The sequence below is a fragment of the Kribbella sp. HUAS MG21 genome (genome assembly GCF_040254265.1).
Taxonomy (GTDB): Bacteria; Actinomycetota; Actinomycetes; order Propionibacteriales; family Kribbellaceae; genus Kribbella.
Genome location: NZ_CP158165.1, coordinates 7,644,878 through 7,660,324 on the forward strand (window position 1 = coordinate 7,644,878; position 15,447 = coordinate 7,660,324).

13 protein-coding genes are annotated in these 15,447 nt (G+C 70.5%); 6 read left to right on the top strand and 7 right to left on the bottom strand.

Translation table 11 applies throughout. The features are described 5' to 3' along the window. Positions 1-14: 14 nt before the first annotated feature. Positions 15-2,072 (bottom strand): prolyl oligopeptidase family serine peptidase, encoded by a 2,058-nt coding sequence (locus ABN611_RS36920; RefSeq protein ID WP_350276941.1) that lies wholly within the window; start codon positions 2,070-2,072, stop codon positions 15-17. Positions 2,073-2,130: 58 nt separating this feature from the next. Between ABN611_RS36920 and ABN611_RS36925 the strand changes: the two genes are divergently transcribed. The 3 genes from ABN611_RS36925 to ABN611_RS36935 are packed head-to-tail and all read left to right on the top strand — an operon-like array spanning position 2,131 to position 5,492. After that, entirely contained in the window at positions 2,131-4,005 is a 1,875-nt protein-coding gene (locus ABN611_RS36925; protein ID WP_350276942.1) for a LuxR C-terminal-related transcriptional regulator, read from the top strand. Between the two features lie 48 nt (positions 4,006-4,053). After that, the gene (locus ABN611_RS36930; RefSeq protein ID WP_350276943.1) at positions 4,054-4,830 is read left to right on the top strand and encodes a disulfide bond formation protein DsbA; all 777 of its coding nucleotides are present in this window, start codon (positions 4,054-4,056) and stop codon (positions 4,828-4,830) included. Further along, entirely contained in the window at positions 4,827-5,492 is a 666-nt protein-coding gene (locus tag ABN611_RS36935) for a maleylpyruvate isomerase family mycothiol-dependent enzyme (protein ID WP_350276944.1), read from the top strand. The genes ABN611_RS36930 and ABN611_RS36935 overlap by 4 nt, the downstream gene beginning before the upstream one ends. Positions 5,493-5,562: 70 nt before the next feature. Here ABN611_RS36935 and ABN611_RS36940 read toward each other — a convergent pair whose 3' ends face one another. Further along, complete coding sequence (locus ABN611_RS36940; protein ID WP_350276945.1) at positions 5,563-7,089, bottom strand: alkaline phosphatase D family protein; 1,527 nt, start codon at positions 7,087-7,089, stop codon at positions 5,563-5,565. A 299-nt stretch (positions 7,090-7,388) separates the two neighbouring features. Here ABN611_RS36940 and ABN611_RS36945 point away from each other — a divergent pair, with 299 nt between their 5' ends. Then, entirely contained in the window at positions 7,389-7,679 is a 291-nt protein-coding gene (locus ABN611_RS36945; RefSeq protein WP_350276946.1) for a hypothetical protein, read from the top strand. Here the strand turns inward: ABN611_RS36945 and ABN611_RS36950 are convergent. The 3 genes from ABN611_RS36950 to dapA all read right to left on the bottom strand — a co-directional run bounded on the left by ABN611_RS36950 (position 7,653) and on the right by dapA (position 11,515). After that, positions 7,653-8,684, bottom strand: a complete 1,032-nt coding sequence (locus ABN611_RS36950) for a LacI family DNA-binding transcriptional regulator (RefSeq protein ID WP_350276947.1) — start codon at positions 8,682-8,684, stop codon at positions 7,653-7,655. The two genes, ABN611_RS36945 and ABN611_RS36950, sit on opposite strands and share 27 nt — an antisense overlap. A 201-nt stretch (positions 8,685-8,885) precedes the next feature. Further along, complete coding sequence (locus ABN611_RS36955) at positions 8,886-10,580, bottom strand: ribonuclease J (RefSeq protein ID WP_350276948.1); 1,695 nt, start codon at positions 10,578-10,580, stop codon at positions 8,886-8,888. Continuing rightward, the gene (gene dapA, locus ABN611_RS36960; protein ID WP_350276949.1) at positions 10,577-11,515 is read right to left on the bottom strand and encodes a 4-hydroxy-tetrahydrodipicolinate synthase; all 939 of its coding nucleotides are present in this window, start codon (positions 11,513-11,515) and stop codon (positions 10,577-10,579) included. Before dapA ends, ABN611_RS36955 begins: the two co-directional genes overlap by 4 nt. Positions 11,516-11,744: 229 nt before the next feature. On the opposite strand from dapA, the gene ABN611_RS36965 reads away from it, so the two are divergent. Continuing rightward, positions 11,745-12,257: a hypothetical protein gene (locus tag ABN611_RS36965; RefSeq protein WP_350276950.1), complete on the top strand. Its 513-nt coding sequence runs from the start codon at positions 11,745-11,747 to the stop codon at positions 12,255-12,257. Here the strand turns inward: ABN611_RS36965 and ABN611_RS36970 are convergent. Then, positions 12,254-13,063 carry a metal-dependent hydrolase gene (locus ABN611_RS36970; protein WP_350276951.1) on the bottom strand — a complete coding sequence of 270 codons (810 nt, stop codon included), beginning with the start codon at positions 13,061-13,063 and terminating at the stop codon, positions 12,254-12,256. The genes ABN611_RS36965 and ABN611_RS36970 overlap by 4 nt on opposite strands. Positions 13,064-13,292: 229 nt before the next feature. Between ABN611_RS36970 and argG the strand changes: the two genes are divergently transcribed. Next, on the top strand, positions 13,293-14,726 hold the full coding sequence (argG, locus tag ABN611_RS36975; RefSeq protein WP_350276952.1) for an argininosuccinate synthase: 1,434 nt from the start codon (positions 13,293-13,295) through the stop codon (positions 14,724-14,726). A 97-nt stretch (positions 14,727-14,823) separates the two neighbouring features. Here argG and ABN611_RS36980 read toward each other — a convergent pair whose 3' ends face one another. Continuing rightward, the gene (locus ABN611_RS36980; protein WP_350276953.1) at positions 14,824-15,423 is read right to left on the bottom strand and encodes a hypothetical protein; all 600 of its coding nucleotides are present in this window, start codon (positions 15,421-15,423) and stop codon (positions 14,824-14,826) included. Between the last annotated feature and the right edge of the window lie 24 nt (positions 15,424-15,447).

The window sequence follows — 15,447 nt, forward strand, 5'->3', positions numbered from 1 at the left end:
GACCGGCCACCCTCCTACTGCTCAGGAGGCAGAAGTCCTACGTGGTGAGCAGCGAACGCCAGTAGGTCTGCCCATTCCGACGCGACCATCGCGGCGGGCTTGCCGAAGCCATGGCCGGTGTTGACCTCGACCCGGGTCAAGACCGGCTGCGGACCGGACTGGGCGTGCTGCAGGGCAGCGATGAACTTGTGACTGTGCAGAGGCACCACCCGGTCGTCGTGGTCGCCGGTGACCACGAGCGTCGCCGGGTACGCCGTCCCGTCGCTGACGCGATGCAGCGGCGAGTAGGCCAGCAGGTCCTCGAACTGCTCCGGGTCGTCGGGCAGGCCGTAGTCGGACGCCCACGCCGCTCCCACGGTGAACAGGTGGAACCGGAGCATGTCCAGCACGCCCACACCTGGCAGGGCCACCGCGAACAGGTCCGGCCGCTGCGTCATGACCGCACCGACGAGCAGGCCGCCGTTGCTGCGGCCGTGGATCGCCAGCTGCTCCGGAGTGGTCACGCCGGTGTCCCGCAGGTGCTCGGCCACCGCGATGAAGTCGTCGAACACGTTCTGCTTGTTCTTCAGCCGGCCCGCGTCGTGCCACTCGGACCCGTACTCGCCACCGCCCCGCAGGTTCGTGATCACCAGAACGCCGCCCGCGGCCAGCCACGCCGGCCACCCGGGCCGGTAGTCGGCCTCGATCGGGATGCGGAATCCGCCGTACCCCCACATCAGCGTCGGACGCGGCGCGTCGAAGTCCAGGTCGGACCGGGTGATCAGGAAGTACGGCACCTCGCGTCCGGGCGCGACGTGGCGCGTCACGGTGACCTGCGGTGGCGTGAACCCACCAGAGCCGCGGACCAGCTCCGGCAACGCGCGGACGTCGCCTGACCCGGTCGAGACGACGTACGAGAGTGTGGGATCGGTCGTCGTCGACAGGCCGATGAACAGTTCGTCGTACTCCGGTCCGGCGTTGAGGCCGACCACTCCCCCGCCGGGTACGTCGACCACGCGCCGGCCGGAACCGTCCAGCGCGTAGAGCGTCAGCTGCGGCTGCGCGTCGACAAGCGTCAACGTGGCCAGGCCGTTCGCCGTACCGCGGACTGCCTGGAGCGTGGCCTCGCCCTCCGGGATGAGGTCGGTGAACTCACCCTCCAGGTTGGACAGCACGACCCGGCCGCGCGAGGCGTCGCGGTCGGTCCGCAGCACCAGCTGGTCGCCGGACATCCGGACGAAGGCGATCTCGTCCGCGAACTCGTCCACTACCTTCGTCGGCTCGCCCAGCCCGTCGCTGGTGATCTGGTAGACCCAGAGCCTCGTGCTGGGGTCGGTGCCCTCGGTGATGTGCACGACGAGGTACCTGTCGTCGTCGGACACTTCCGGCGTGATGAAGTACCGGTCCTGGCCCGGGAAGCTCAGCACGAGTTCGTCCTCGGACTGCGGTGTACCGACCCGGTGCAGCTTCAGCTGCCCGCCGGACAAGGAGGTGGTCTCAGTGCCTTCGCTGCGCCCGCTGGACGGGTAGTGCAGGTACAGGTACGCCGAACTGTCCGGGAGCCAGGTCGCCTCGCAGAACTTCGCCTCCGACACCCCGTCGTCCACCGGCGTCCCGGTGGCGATGTCGAGCAGCCGGAACGTCGTCCAGTCGCTGCCGCTCTCGTTGATGCCGTAGGCGAAGTACTTCCCGTCCGGGCTGACGGTGAACGAGCCCAGCGAGTCGGTGCCGTCAGCCGACAAGGTGTTCGGGTCGATCAGCACACGACCGGCCGACACAAGCTCGTCGAGCGACTCGGCCACGTAGATGACGTCCTGGGCCTGCGTGCCGTCGTTGCGGCCGACGAAATACCAGCCGGCCTTCTTCACGGGCACACCGGCCCGCGGGCGCGCGAGGATCGCGGACATCGTGGTCTGGAACCAGCCGCGCTCGGCGTACGTGGCCAGCTCGGCCTGGGTGTACTCGTTCTGCCGGCGCACCCAGTCCTGGGTGTCGGCCGAGTCGGGGTCCTCCAGCCAGCGGTACGGGTCGGCGATCTGGTGTCCGTGCAGCGTCTCGACCACGTCGTCGCGGCGGCTCTCCGGGTAGGTCATACCGCCAAACCTAATGCGGGTATGGCGGACACGCGCGGCGGACCGTCACACTGCGACCGTGGGGAACACCGGGGACCATCTGCTGGCGGCTGCCGCGGTCGCCGGTGACCGGGTGCGTCTCGACGTCCTGCAGCAGGTGGTCGCGATGCCGCCCGGCGATTTCCTGGCCGCGGTCGACACCCTGGTGCGTTCCGGCGCCCTGGTCCTGCCACCGGACTCCGGCGAGGCCTGGTTCGCCGACGAGTCCGTACGGCGTGACGCCCTGGCGCAGCTACCGCTCGGCGCCCGGGCCGACCTGCACCGCCGTACTGCGGAGGCGCTGGATCCCAGCACCGACCAGGCAGAGATCGTGCGGCACTGGTCGGCCGCAGTCGCGACAACTCCCGAACCACTGCACAGGGCACACCTGCAGCTCCAGCTCGCCTTGGCCGCCATACGTGCCGGGGACCTGTCAGCTGCACACGCTGCGGTGCAAGCGGCCGTCACCACCGCCAGGAAGTCACAGGCGACCGAGCTGCTCGCCGAGGCAGCAGTAACGCTGGAGCCGATCGGCCAGGCCGCCTGGGACGGGGACATCCACCAGTGGTGTACCGAGGCACTAGCCGCGCCTGACCTCACCCCACACGCGCGAGTGCACCTGCTCGCCCGCCAGACACAGGCGGCCGTCTACCTCGCGCGCTGGCACGAGGCAGTCAGCACGAGCTCCGACGCGCTCACGCAGGCCGAGGCGCTCGGCGACGCCGACCTGCTCGTCGAGGCGCTCACCGCCCGGCAGCTCGCGACCAGCGGCCCCGACGACGTCGACGAACTCGCGGCAGCGGCGGACCGGATGATCGACCTCGGTACGTCGACCGGCCGGGCGGAGGTCGAGCTGCGCGGCCGCCTCTGGCGGATCGACGCGCTCTGGTACCACGGCGACCTGGCGGCGATCGCCGCGGAGACCGGGCGGCTCGCGAGCTGCGCCGAGCGGGTCGACGGCCCGCACGGCCGCTGGCACGTCCTCATCACCCGGGCCTCGCTCGCGCTGGCGCGGGCGGAGTTCGACGAGGCCGAGGCAATGCTCGGTGAGGCCCTCGACTGGTTCCGCCGGATCGGCCACCCGGTAGTGCACGGCGCCGAGGTGTCGACCCGGATGCTGCTCGGTCACCATCGCGGCCACTCCGACGAGATGCTCGGACCGGACGTGTGGCAGTTCGGGACGGACTCCCGCTGGGACCTGTTCGCGCGCCTCTGCCGCGCCTTCGTCCTCCTCGACGCGGGTCGCCGCGACGAGGCCGCCGCGCTGTACCAGCGCTGTGGCCGGCCCGACTCCTGGCAGGCACCGCGCGCCGGCGAACTGCTTCTGCACACCTTCACGGCCAGGGTCGCCGCCGGCCTGGGCATCACCGACGACGTCCGCGGCGCCCGCGCGCAGCTCGAACCCCACCGAGGCCGGTACGTCGTCGGCGGCGGAGGCGGGACCAACTTCCTCGGACCGGTCGAACTGGCGCTCGGCGTCTGCGCGGCAGCCCTCGGCGAGTGGAACGCGGCCGTCACCGACCTCCGCCAAGCGATCGTGCTGTGCCGGTCGATCGGCGCGCCCGGCTTCGCCGTCGAAGCCGCCTGCCTACTGGCCGAGGTCTACGACCGCTCCGGACAACAGGCGCAGGCCCGCGCAACAGCCGCCGAAACCGTCCCGCTGGCGAAGGCCCTCCGCATGACGCCGTGGTTGGAGCGTCTCGAGAGACCGGACGACCCCCTGAGTCCGCGCGAGCGCGAAGTCGCTCGCCTCGTCGCCGCCGGGCTCAGTAACCGCGGCATCGCCGCCGCCCTGGTGATCTCCGAACGCACCGCCCAGAACCACGTCCAGCACATCCTCGGCAAGCTCGGCTTCGTGAACCGCGCGCAGGTGGCCGCCTGGGCGGCGCAACGCCGTACTCAGCACCCCGAATGAGCAATTCGCACGATGCGGCGCCGCACACCGCGGCGGACGCTGAGAGGCATGACGGATCACGATCAGACCGGCGCGGACCTCGACCTCTGGGACCGGCTCACGACGAGCTACTTCACCGAGCGCGCGGGCTTCACCCCCGCCGCCGGATTCCGGGAGCGCACCGAGAACGCCAGACGAGCCACCGTCGCCAGCGGTACGACGCCTCGCGTCGACCTGTACGTCGACCCGATCTGCCCGTACACCTGGCTGGTCGCGTGCTGGCTGCAGGAGGTCGCCGCCCACCGGACTCTGGACCTGCAGTACCACGTGATGAGTCTGCGGTTCCTCAACGAGGACCGCGACGGCAGTCACCTCGACGGGACGGAAGGCCCGTCCCGGGTCGCGACGGCAGTCGTCGTCCACCACGGACGTGAAGCGTTCCGCGCCTGGCACGGTGCCTTCGGCAACCAGATCTTCGACCACTGGCGCTACCCGACCCCCGCGGAGTACCGCGCCGCCGCGACCGAGGCGCTGGCCGCGACCGGACTGCCCACAGCGCTCGCGGCCGCCGCCGACACCACGCAGTACGACGAGGCGCTCCGCCGCAGCCACGACGAGGGGACAGTGCCCGTCGGCGTGGACGGCGGGACGCCGGTCGTGCATCTCGACGGCGTCGCGTACTTCGGCCCGGTCCTGAACGCGGTCCCGCTCGGCGACGACGCGCTGCGGCTGTTCGACGGCGTCCGGCTGCTCGCGCGGACCCGCGACTTCTTCGAACTCAAACGCACCCGGTCCACACCGCCCGATGTGCGCTACCGTCCGACCAAGGGAGAGGCACGTTCATGAACGACGACGAGCTCTGGGGCGCGATCGACGCGCAGCGGCTGCGCACCGCCGGCTGGCTGGAAACCCTGCGGCCGGACGACTGGACGCATCGCTCGCTCTGCGACGGCTGGACCGTCCGCGACGTGGCCGGGCACCTCACCCTGCAGCAGATGGGCCTCGGCGACGTACTGCGACTCGCGTTGAAGCACCCCGGCGTCCACAGCCTCAACTGGATGATCATGACCTCCGCCCGCGAGAAGGCGGCCCTGCCGACCGAACAGCTGATCGGCGAGATCCGCGCCATGGTCGGATCGCGCCGGCACAACCTCGGCGTCACCGGGTACGAGACGTTGCTCGACATCGTCGTCCACGGCCAGGACATGGCTGTTCCGCTGGGCAGGTCGCTCCCGGTACCGCCCGAAGTGGCAGTAACAGCCGCGACCCGCGCCTGGGGCTACCAAGCGTCGCGGAGCGGACGGCGGAAGTCGAAGGTCTTCCAGCCGCTGCCGTACGCCGGACTTCGCCTGGTCGCCACCGACCTCGACTGGAGCGTCGGCGACGGGCCTGAACTCCGTGGCCCGGTGCTCTCGCTGCTGCTCCTGCTCACCGGGCGGCGCGTCGTACTGCCGCAGCTCGAAGGTCCCGGCGCACAGAGCCTGCAACAGACCCTACAACGGGCGTGACGCCGTACTCCCCGGCTCCGGTGGGCGGCATCCCGCACAGGCGCCGGAGCCGGGTGAGTACGACGGGCCCTCACCGCTGGGCCGGGTGGATGTCCTTGCTCCAGAGCACCTTGCCGTAGAGGTTGCGCAGCGAGACCGTGAAGACGCCGGTCCGCGGGTCGATCCGGGTGTGGCCGAAGAACTGGTTGCCGCCGGCCGGCGACTGGTTCGGGAAGTCCGCGGCCTTCGAGAACACCACCTCCGGGCCGAAGGTGTTGTCGAGCGCGTTCGGCCCGAACGCGCCCGCGTTGATCGGGCCCGCGACGATCTCCCAGAACGGGTCGAAGTCGGTGAACGCCGCCCGCGACGGGTCGTAGTGGTGCGCGGCGCAGTAGTGCACGTCGGCGGTCAGCCAGATCGCGTTCTTGACCTTGCGCTTCTTGAACTGGCTCAGCACCCACGCGATCTCGTGCTCGCGACCGCCCGGCGCCCCCGGCCGGCCGTCCGCGACGCCCTCGATCAGCGGACCGTCCGGGACCAGCAGGCCGAGCGGCATGTCGCTCGCGATCACCTTCCAGGTCGCCCGCGACGCCGCGACCTCGCGGACCAGCCACTCGGTCTGCTCGGCGCCGAGGATCGCGACCGGTCCGGCCTCCGTCGGCACCGGGTTCGCGTCCCGGTAGGTGCGCATGTCCAGGCAGAACACGTCGAGCAGCGGACCGTGGCTGATCTTGCGGTAGATCCGGTCCCGGCCGCCGACGTGCTCCATCGGCAGGTACTCGAGGAACGCCTTCCGGGCCCGCGCCGCGAGCACGTCGACCCGCCGCTCCGTGTACCGGTCGTCGGTGAGGATCTCGCCCGGGTACCAGTTGTTCACCGTCTCGTGGTCGTCCCACTGCGCGATCAGCGGTACGTCGGCGTACATCGCCCGGACGTTGTCGTCGAGCAAGTTGTACGTGTACCGGCCGCGGTACTCGGCCAGCGTCTCGGCGACCTTCGAGACCTCCTCGGTCACCACGTTCTTCCAGACGGTGCCGTCGGCAACCTTCAGCTCGGCCTGGATCGGGCCGTCGGCGTAGATGTTGTCGCCGGAGTGCAGGAAGAAGTCCGGGCGGGTGTCGTGCATCGCCTTGTAGGCGATCATCCCGCCGAGCTCCGGGTTGATGCCGTAGCCCTGGCCCGCGGTGTCGCCGGTGAACACGAACGACACCGGGCGGTTGCGGCCCGGGGTGGTGAACGAGCCGTCCAGGGTCTGGCCGATCCGGCCGTCCTCGTCCTCGAACCCGAGCCGGTAGTCGTACCGCTGCCCCGGCCGCAGGCCGCGCAGCGGAAGCCGGGCCGTGAAATCGTCGGCGGCATCGGTCTTCGGGCCGCGCAGGCTGATCGCCCGGTCGAAACGCCCGTGGCTGGTCAGCTGGACGACGAGCCGGCCGGGCCGGTCGGCGCGCGACCACACGACGGCCGAGTTCGGCGTCAGGTCGGCACTCGCGACCCCCGACGGCAGCGTGGCGCGATCGCGACGGACAAGGTTCGGTGCCGCGGACGCGATGCCCGGTACGGCGAGGGACGCACCGGCGGCGGTGGACGCGGCGAGGAGTTGGCGGCGACTCAGTTTCATGACCCGAAGGTGCGCTCCACGAGTGACCGCCAGGTGACAGCCTGGCTAACTCGGCGGCAAATCACCCTGGGCTGCCAGGCGGGGCCGATCGCGGTCCCCAGGATGACCGGTGTGCGCGCCCAGCAGCAGTACGTCAGCCTCTACACCGACCTCCTGCAAACCGTTCGCGACCTCGCCGTTCCTCAGCCACGACAGCGCGCACCGGCAGATCTTCCACTCCAACGCCCGCAACGACTGGACCGCGCGGAGCCGATCGCGTCGAGGCGGCGGTCGTCGCCGCCCGCATCACGGCGTACGTCGTGGCGCTCTACCTGCTGCTCCCGGACGGGAAGGCGAGCGCGTTCCTCGGGTTGCAGCTCGCGGTGTTCGGGATCTGCCTCGGCGCCGCGTTCGCCCCGAACCACAAGGGCATGCCGATCGTCCGCGAGTACTGCGAACTGCACGGCATCGCGGATGCCGAGGTCGACCTGTTCACGTCGTACCGGATCGTCGTCGAGCACCTGAACGCGGTCGGGCTGCGGGCCCGCGACCCGTTCGACTGCCCACTGGCGGCCGAGCTGCGGTCAGTGGGCGGGCGGGATCTCGCCTGAGCCGCGGATCGTCAGCTTGACCGGGACGCGGACCGTGCGACCCGGGCGGTGCGGCTCCGGGAGGCGCTCGGTCATCAGCTGGATCGCCGTACGGGCCATCACGTCAGCCGACTGCGCGACCGCGGTCAGGCCGGGGCTGAGCAGGTCGCCGAGCTGCAGGTCGTCGAAGGACACCAGCGCCACCCGGTCGCGCCGGCCGGCGAGCCCCCGCAGCACCTCCGCGGTCGTCATGTTGTTTGCCGACAGCAACGCGGTGGCGGGGTCGGCGCGGTCGAGGACGGCCGACAGCGTGATGCCGATGCCCTCGGTGGTCGGCTCGGACAGGTGCACCAGGTCCTCGTCGACCTCGATCCGGTGCCGGGCCATCGCCGCGCGGTACGCCACGACGCGCTCGCGGGCGGTGAAGATCCGCTCGTCGTCACCCAGGTACGCGATCCGCCGGTGGCCCTGCCGGACCAGGTGGTCGATCGCCTGGTCGATACCGCCCGCGTTGTCGGCCAGTACGGCGTCCGCCTCGATCCCGTGCGCGGGACGGTCGATCGTGACGACCGCCATCCCGGCGTCGACGTGCGGGGCGAGGTACTCCTGGGTCTCGCCGATCGGCGCCATGATCAGCGCGTCCGGACGCCGGGCGACGAACTCCAGGCAGACGTCCTTCTCCCGCTCCGGGTCCTCGTCGGTGAGGCCGATCATCACCACGGAGCCCGACGAGCGCGCCCACAGCTCGACCGCGCGGCCGAGCGAGGCGAAGAACGGGTCGCCGATGTCGCGGATCACCACGGCGATCGTGCCGGTCTTGCCGCGGCGCAGCATCCGGGCCGACTCGTTCGGCGTGTAGTTCAGCTCCTTGATCGCCGCCTGCACCTTGGCGGTCAGCTCCGGGCTGACGTTCGGCTCCTCGTTCACCACCCGGGACACGGTCTTCAACGCGACCCCGGCCCGGGCGGCGACCTCCTTCATCGTGGGCCGGCGCTGGCCCGTCCCGTTCACCCCGCTGACACTCATCGCCGGCCCACCTTCCTGTGCTCGCGCCGAAGGCTACTAGAGCGTGTCGCCCGACGCCACGCCGTCGCGAGCAGGTGCTCGGCGGAGTGCCTCGGTGAGCGGGAGCGGAGGGGTCGATGTGGTTTCATCGTTCCCTTCGCTCCCGCTCAGCGAGGTGCCCGCCGAGCGCCGCGCAGTAGGCGTGGCGTTGGGTGACATGCTCTAGCTTTCGACGACCACCGGAATGATCATCGGGCGCCGGCGGTGGGTGTCGCTGACCCATTTGCCGACCACCCGGCGGATCACCTGCTGCAACTGGTACATGTCGTCGACGCCGCTGCCGATGGCCTTCTCGATCTCGGCCTCGATCCGCGGTTTCAGGTCGTCGAACACGGTGTCGTCCTCGGCGAACCCGCGGGCCTGGATCTCCGGCCCGGCGGTCAGCTTGCCGGTCACCGAGTCCATCACCGCGATCACCGAGATGAACCCCTCGTCGCCGAGGATCCGGCGGTCCTTCAGCGAGGTCTCGGTGATGTCGCCGACGGTCGAGCCGTCGACGAAGACGTACCCGCAGTCCACCTTGCCGGCCACCACGGCCTTGCCGTCGATCAGGTCGACCACGACGCCGTCCTCGACCACGACCACGTTCTCCCGCGGTACGCCGGTCTGCACTGCCAGGTCCGCGTTCGCGTGCAGGTGCCGGACCTCGCCGTGCACCGGCATCACGTTGCGCGGCTTCACGATGTTGTAGCAGTACAGCAACTCGCCCGCGCTGGCGTGCCCGGAGACGTGCACCAGCGCGTTGCCCTTGTGGACGACGTTCGCGCCGTGCCGGATCAGGCCGTTGATCACCCGGTACACCGAGTTCTCGTTGCCGGGGATCAGCGAGGACGCCAGGACGACGGTGTCACCGGGCTGCAGCTGGACGACGTTGTGGTCGTTCGCGGCGATCCGGGACAGCGCCGACATCGGCTCGCCCTGCGAACCGGTCGACACCAGCACCACCTGCTCCGGCGGGTAGTCGTCCACCTCGCGCATGTCGATCAGCGTGTCGCCGGGCACGTTCAGGAAGCCGAGGTCGCGGGCGACGCCCATGTTGCGGACCATCGAGCGGCCGACGTACGCGACCTTGCGGCGGTGCTTCACCGCGGCGTCCATCACCTGCTGGACGCGGTGCACGTGGGAGGCGAAGCAGGCGACGATGATCCGCTGGTTCTTCGCCTTGGTGAAGACCCGGTCCAGCACCGGCGCGATGTCGCGCTCGTGGGTGGTGAAGCCGGGGACCTCGGAGTTCGTCGAGTCGACGCAGAACAGGTCCACGCCCTCCTCGCCGAGCCGGGCGAACGCGCGCAGGTCGGTGATCCGGTTGTCCAGCGGGAGCTGGTCCATCTTGAAGTCGCCGGTGTGCAGCACCAGGCCGGCCGGCGTCCGGATCGCCACCGCGAGCGCGTCCGGGATCGAATGGTTCACCGCGACGAACTCGCAGACGAACGGCCCGATCTGCAGCTTCTCGCCCTCGACCACGGTCTGCTGCGGCACGTTGCGGTGCCGGTGCTCCTTCAGCTTGCCCTCGAGCAGCGCGAGCGTGAGCTGCGACCCGACGACCGGGATGTCGCCTCGCTCGCGCAGCAGGTAGGGCAACCCGCCGATGTGGTCCTCGTGGCCGTGCGTCAGCACCACCGCGACGACGTCGTCGAGGCGGTGCCGGATCGGTTCGAAGTCCGGCAGGATCAGGTCCACGCCGGGCTGGTTCTCGTCCGGGAACAGCACGCCGCAGTCGACGATCAGCAGCTTGCCGTCGTACTCGAACACCGTCATATTCCGGCCGACCTCGCCGAGGCCGCCGAGCGGGATGACCCGCAAAGCGCCCGGAGCGAGAGGTCCGGGCGCGTCGAGATCTGGGTGGGGATGGCTCATGCAATCAGTCCTGCCGTCTTGAGGTCGGTGGTGAGCCCGTCCACTTGCGCCGCCGTCGCCTCGACCAGCGGCGACCGCAGCGTCGCGTGCTCGATGACGCCGGCCAGCCTGAGCGCGGCCTTCACCATGATGGCGCCCTGGGTCCTGGTCATGATCGCCTCGACGGCGGGCACCAGCCGTCGGTCGATCTGCTGAGCGGTGGCGAGGTCGCCGGCCACCACGGCGTCGATCAACTGCCGGTACTCCCGGCTCGCGACGTGCGCCACCACGCTCGCGATGCCGACCGCGCCGACCGCCAGCGAGGCGAGGTTCAGCTCGTCGGCACCGCAGTAGTAGAACAGATCGGTGTTCGCCAGCACCTTGGTGGTCCCGGCGATGTCGCCCTTGGCGTCCTTCACCGCGACGATCCGCGGGTGCTCGGCGAGCGCGATCAGGGTCTCGGACCTGATCTCGACGCCGGCCCGGCCGGGGATGTCGTAGAGCATGTTCGGCAGGCCGGTGGCGTCGGCGACCGCGGTGAAGTGCGCGCGCAGCCCGTCCTGCGGAGGCTTGTTGTAGTACGGCGTGACGACCAGCAGCCCGTGCGCGCCGGCGGCCTCGGCCTGCCGCGCGCACTCGATCGTGTGCCGGGTGTCGTTGGTGCCGACGCCGGCGACGATCTTCGCGCGGTCGCCGATCGCTTCCTTGACCGCCTGGATCAGCTGGACCTTCTCCTGGTCCGACGTGGTCGGCGCCTCGCCGGTGGTCCCGTTCAGCACCAGGGCGTCGTTGCCGCCGTCGACGAGGTACGTCGCGACCTTCTGGGCGGCGTCCAGGTCGAGCGAGCCGTCGGGCCGGAACGGGGTGATCATCGCGGTCGTCAGCCGGCCGAAAGGCAGTGCCGCGGACGCGGCCGCGGACGGGGCCGACGAGGGCGAGGTTACTGGCGAGGACATGGGCCTCAGATTACCGCTCCCGAACCCTCGAGAAATGGGTAGGCCTGGTGGCTGTCCGCTCGGGGGTCCGGGCAGCCACCAGGCTCACTCGTCCTATCGGGGCCCGCCCGGTAGGCGTTACAGCTTCCGGCAAAAAAGTCCGGAAAAACTTCTGCAAATACTCTCCGTGATCTACTCGCCACGTTCAGTGGATAATCGAATGACTTCCGGGACCGCTAACCTCTTCCGCGTGTCGACACCTGCTGCCAGCCCCGCCACGCCCGCCGCCCGCCAGACCCTGACGATGGTCTGCGCCACGATGGCCGCGGCGATCCCGCTCATCACCCTGGTCCTGTGGTTCGTCCTCGCCGTCGACGGGATCGGCGAGTTCCCGGCGAGCTGGCCGCCGCTGGTCGTGCTCGCGGCCGCGGTCGGGGCGTACTCGATCTGCGAGCTGATCGGTTTCCGCACTCCCCCGCTCGAGTACTCCAACCGCCCCGCGGCCGAGATCCAGGCCGACTCGTGGCGCCGGTTCACCGCGTCGACGTTCACCCGGTTCGCGGTCTGCGAAGCGGTGTTCATGATCTCCGTCGCGCTCGCGTTCGTCGCGCAGAGCTTCTGGGTGGTGCTGATCGGCGCGGTCCTCGCACTCCCGCTGTTCTTCTGGGAGGCCTGGCCGGGCGACCGCAACCAGCGCCGCTTCGCCGCGGCGCTCGAGGCTCGCGGCGTCCCGTCGTACCTGACTGGCCGGCTGCAGGACTAGTTGCCGGCGAGCCACACGGACGTCGCGTCGAACAGTTGCCGCACTGCCTGGTACGCCCCAGGCAGGAGCAGTACGGCGCCGACGCTCAGCGCGGGCACGATCACCAGGCGCTCGAACCAGTGGCCGGTGCTGAAGCGGAGCGGCTTCGGGAGGCGGAGCTCGTACCAGGTCTCGCCGCGGAACGGCAGCGGCCAGAGCCACGGGCAGCCGGAGCGGGTGAGGCTGTCGCCCAGGCAGTGCACGAACATCCCGACGGCGACCGCCGCACCGATCCAGCCGCCGATCTGGGTCAGGCCTGCCTGCAGCGCGTCGGCGGCCGCCGTACCGGGCAGGGCTGTGAGGGGTTGGGTGGTGCCGAGGACGGACCAGCCGGCCGCGCCGAGTACGGCGAGGATGATCCAGTCACCGAGTACGTCCGCGGCCAGGACCAGGCCGGTAACCGCGACCGCGAGGACCGCCCATTTGCCGCGGTCGCCGAGGCTGGCGGCGAGCATGCCGAGCAGAACCGCGGCGACCAGGGTGTGGGTGGCGTGGCGGTGTTTCCCTGTGCTGTCCTCGTCGCGCGGGCCCTTCGTCAGGTTGTAGAGGAGGCCGGAGAGCGCCCGCACCACTCCCGACACCAGGCGCGTCAGCGGGCCGAGCAGGCGGGACGCGCTCGCACCCGGGTGATCCAGGTCCGGCACCAGCGCGTACCCGGCCGTGGCCGCCGCGAACGGCACCACCTCGGCGACCGAGGTCAGCCCGACCAGCGGCGCCACCGCCAGCCCGGCACACCACCCCGACAACGCATGCGACCGCCCCATCATGGCGCCTCACTCCCTCCACCCGAGCCCACATCCTCCCCCACACACCCCACCAGCCCCACCAGCCACGCGGATGCCCGCGCGAGGTTGCCCCCTCAGCTGGAGGGTTGCCCCCTGAAAATTCCAGTGGGCAACCCTCCAGTTCGAGGCATGCCCCCTGAGGTGGAGGGTTGTGCGGAGAGGTGAGCGGGACCGCTTTGCATAATCATGCAGGAGGGTGCATACTTTTCCTGTGTCCAAGGTGCTTACTTCTTTGCCGGTCGGTGAGCGGGTCGGGATCGCCTTCTCGGGTGGTCTCGACACGTCGGTTGCGGTTGCGTGGATGCGGGACAAGGGTGCGGTCCCGTGCACGTACACCGCTGATCTCGGGCAGTACGACGAGCCCGACATCGCGTCGGTCCCCGGCCGTGCGACGGCGTACGGCGCGGAGATCACCCGACTGGTGGACTGCCGCGCGGCGCTCGTCGAGGAAGGGCTCGCGGCGCTGGCCTGCGGCGCGTTCCACATCCGCTCGGCCGGCCGGACGTACTTCAACACCACCCCGATCGGGCGGGCGGTGACCGGCACGCTGCTGGTCCGGGCGATGCTCGACGACGACGTCCAGATCTGGGGCGACGGCTCGACGTTCAAGGGCAACGACATCGAGCGGTTCTACCGCTACGGCCTGCTGGCGAACCCGCAGCTGCGGATCTACAAGCCGTGGCTGGACGCGCAGTTCGTGCACGAGCTCGGCGGCCGGAAGGAGATGTCCGAGTGGCTGGTCGCGCACGGCCTGCCCTACCGGGACAGCACCGAGAAGGCGTACTCCACCGACGCGAACATCTGGGGCGCCACCCACGAGGCGAAGACGCTCGAGCACCTCGACACCGGGGTGGAGACCGTCGACCCGATCATGGGCGTCGCGCACTGGGACCCGGCGGTCGAGATCCACGCCGAGGACGTCACGATCGGCTTCGAGCAGGGCCGGCCGGTGACGATCAACGGCAAGGAGTTCGGTACGGCGGTCGACCTGGTGCTGGAGGCCAACGCGATCGGCGGCCGGCACGGGCTCGGCATGTCGGACCAGATCGAGAACCGGGTCATCGAGGCCAAGAGCCGGGGTATCTACGAGGCGCCCGGCATGGCGCTGCTGCACACGGCGTACGAGCGGCTGGTGAACGCGATCCACAACGAGGACACGCTCGCCACGTACCACACCGAGGGCCGCAAGCTCGGCCGGCTGATGTACGAAGGCCGTTGGCTTGACCCACAGTCGCTGATGCTCCGGGAGTCGCTGCAGCGGTGGGTCGGTACGGCGGTCACCGGTGAGGTCACACTCCGGCTCCGGCGCGGCGAGGACTACTCGATCCTCGACACCACCGGCCCGGCGCTGAGCTACCACCCGGACAAGCTGTCGATGGAGCGGATCGAGGACTCGGCGTTCGGCCCGGTCGACCGGATCGGCCAGCTCACCATGCGGAACCTGGACATCGCCGACTCCCGCGCGAAGCTGGAGCAGTACGCCGGCCTCGGCATGTTCGGCTCGGCGAACCCCGCCCTCGCCTCCTCCACCGACCTGATCGGCGAGCTCCCCACCGGCGGCGCCGAGGCCATCGCCTCCCGCGGCGAGGCCACCGAGGAGGACGAACTCCTCGACCGCGCCGCCATGGAGTCCGGCACCGACTGAGAAAGCTTCAGTCGCGGGCCGCGGTTAACAGCATCCGGTGAGATGCGACCGCTGCCCGCGACTGATCAGGTCAGGGCGCCATCGGCTCGGTGGAACCTCAGTCGCGCAGGTGGCCGCGGGCGTCCTTCGCTCGGTCGCCCGGCTTGGCGGCGGCAGCCTCGGCTGTGCCCGAGGTGCTCCGAGACCCGGGGGCGGGTGCGGCCACGCCTGCGCCGGCCTGCCGCTGGATCTCCGCAACCTGCAGGAACCGCGCCCGGTTGATCGCACCGCCGAGCACGAGACCGGCCTGACCGCCGGCCTCCTGAGCCACCTTCTCGTACTGCCCGCGCAGCAGGCGATCCGCGCCCTTGCCGGCCAGCGTACCGAGCCGCCCCTCAGCAGCCTGCACGGTCAGCCTCGCATCGATCGTCCGGGCGGCGACCAGGGCAGCCTGCTGGGCGGCCGCCGACCGTTCCTCGGAGGGCAGCGCATCGAAGTGCGGGGCCGAGTTCATCCGCGCCTCGACGGCCGTCTGCAGACGCTCGCCCGGCGCCGCGGCGGACATCCGCTGCAGGATCTCCGCCGTCGGCCGGTCGAACGGTCCGAACTCGTGAGCCACCGCCTCGACGAACGCGGGGCGCATCGAGGCCTCGACGGTCGCAACGAACTCCCGCTCTTCGGTGCTGATCGGGCGCGGCGCAGGGAAGGGTTCGGTCATGCCGCGGAGTGAATCAGCTCACGG

What these genes read in the sequence shown, in the direction of transcription:
- ABN611_RS36920 (WP_350276941.1), bottom strand. Translation starts at nt 2,072, where the DNA reads ATGACCTACCCGGAGAGCCGCCGCGACGACGTGGTCGAGACGCTGCAC.
- ABN611_RS36930 (WP_350276943.1), top strand. Translation starts at nt 4,054, where the DNA reads ATGACGGATCACGATCAGACCGGCGCGGACCTCGACCTCTGGGACCGG.
- ABN611_RS36935 (WP_350276944.1), top strand. Translation starts at nt 4,827, where the DNA reads ATGAACGACGACGAGCTCTGGGGCGCGATCGACGCGCAGCGGCTGCGC.
- ABN611_RS36940 (WP_350276945.1), bottom strand. Translation starts at nt 7,089, where the DNA reads ATGAAACTGAGTCGCCGCCAACTCCTCGCCGCGTCCACCGCCGCCGGT.
- ABN611_RS36950 (WP_350276947.1), bottom strand. Translation starts at nt 8,684, where the DNA reads ATGAGTGTCAGCGGGGTGAACGGGACGGGCCAGCGCCGGCCCACGATG.
- ABN611_RS36955 (WP_350276948.1), bottom strand. Translation starts at nt 10,580, where the DNA reads ATGAGCCATCCCCACCCAGATCTCGACGCGCCCGGACCTCTCGCTCCG.
- dapA (WP_350276949.1), bottom strand. Translation starts at nt 11,515, where the DNA reads ATGTCCTCGCCAGTAACCTCGCCCTCGTCGGCCCCGTCCGCGGCCGCG.
- ABN611_RS36970 (WP_350276951.1), bottom strand. Translation starts at nt 13,063, where the DNA reads ATGATGGGGCGGTCGCATGCGTTGTCGGGGTGGTGTGCCGGGCTGGCG.
- ABN611_RS36980 (WP_350276953.1), bottom strand. Translation starts at nt 15,423, where the DNA reads ATGACCGAACCCTTCCCTGCGCCGCGCCCGATCAGCACCGAAGAGCGG.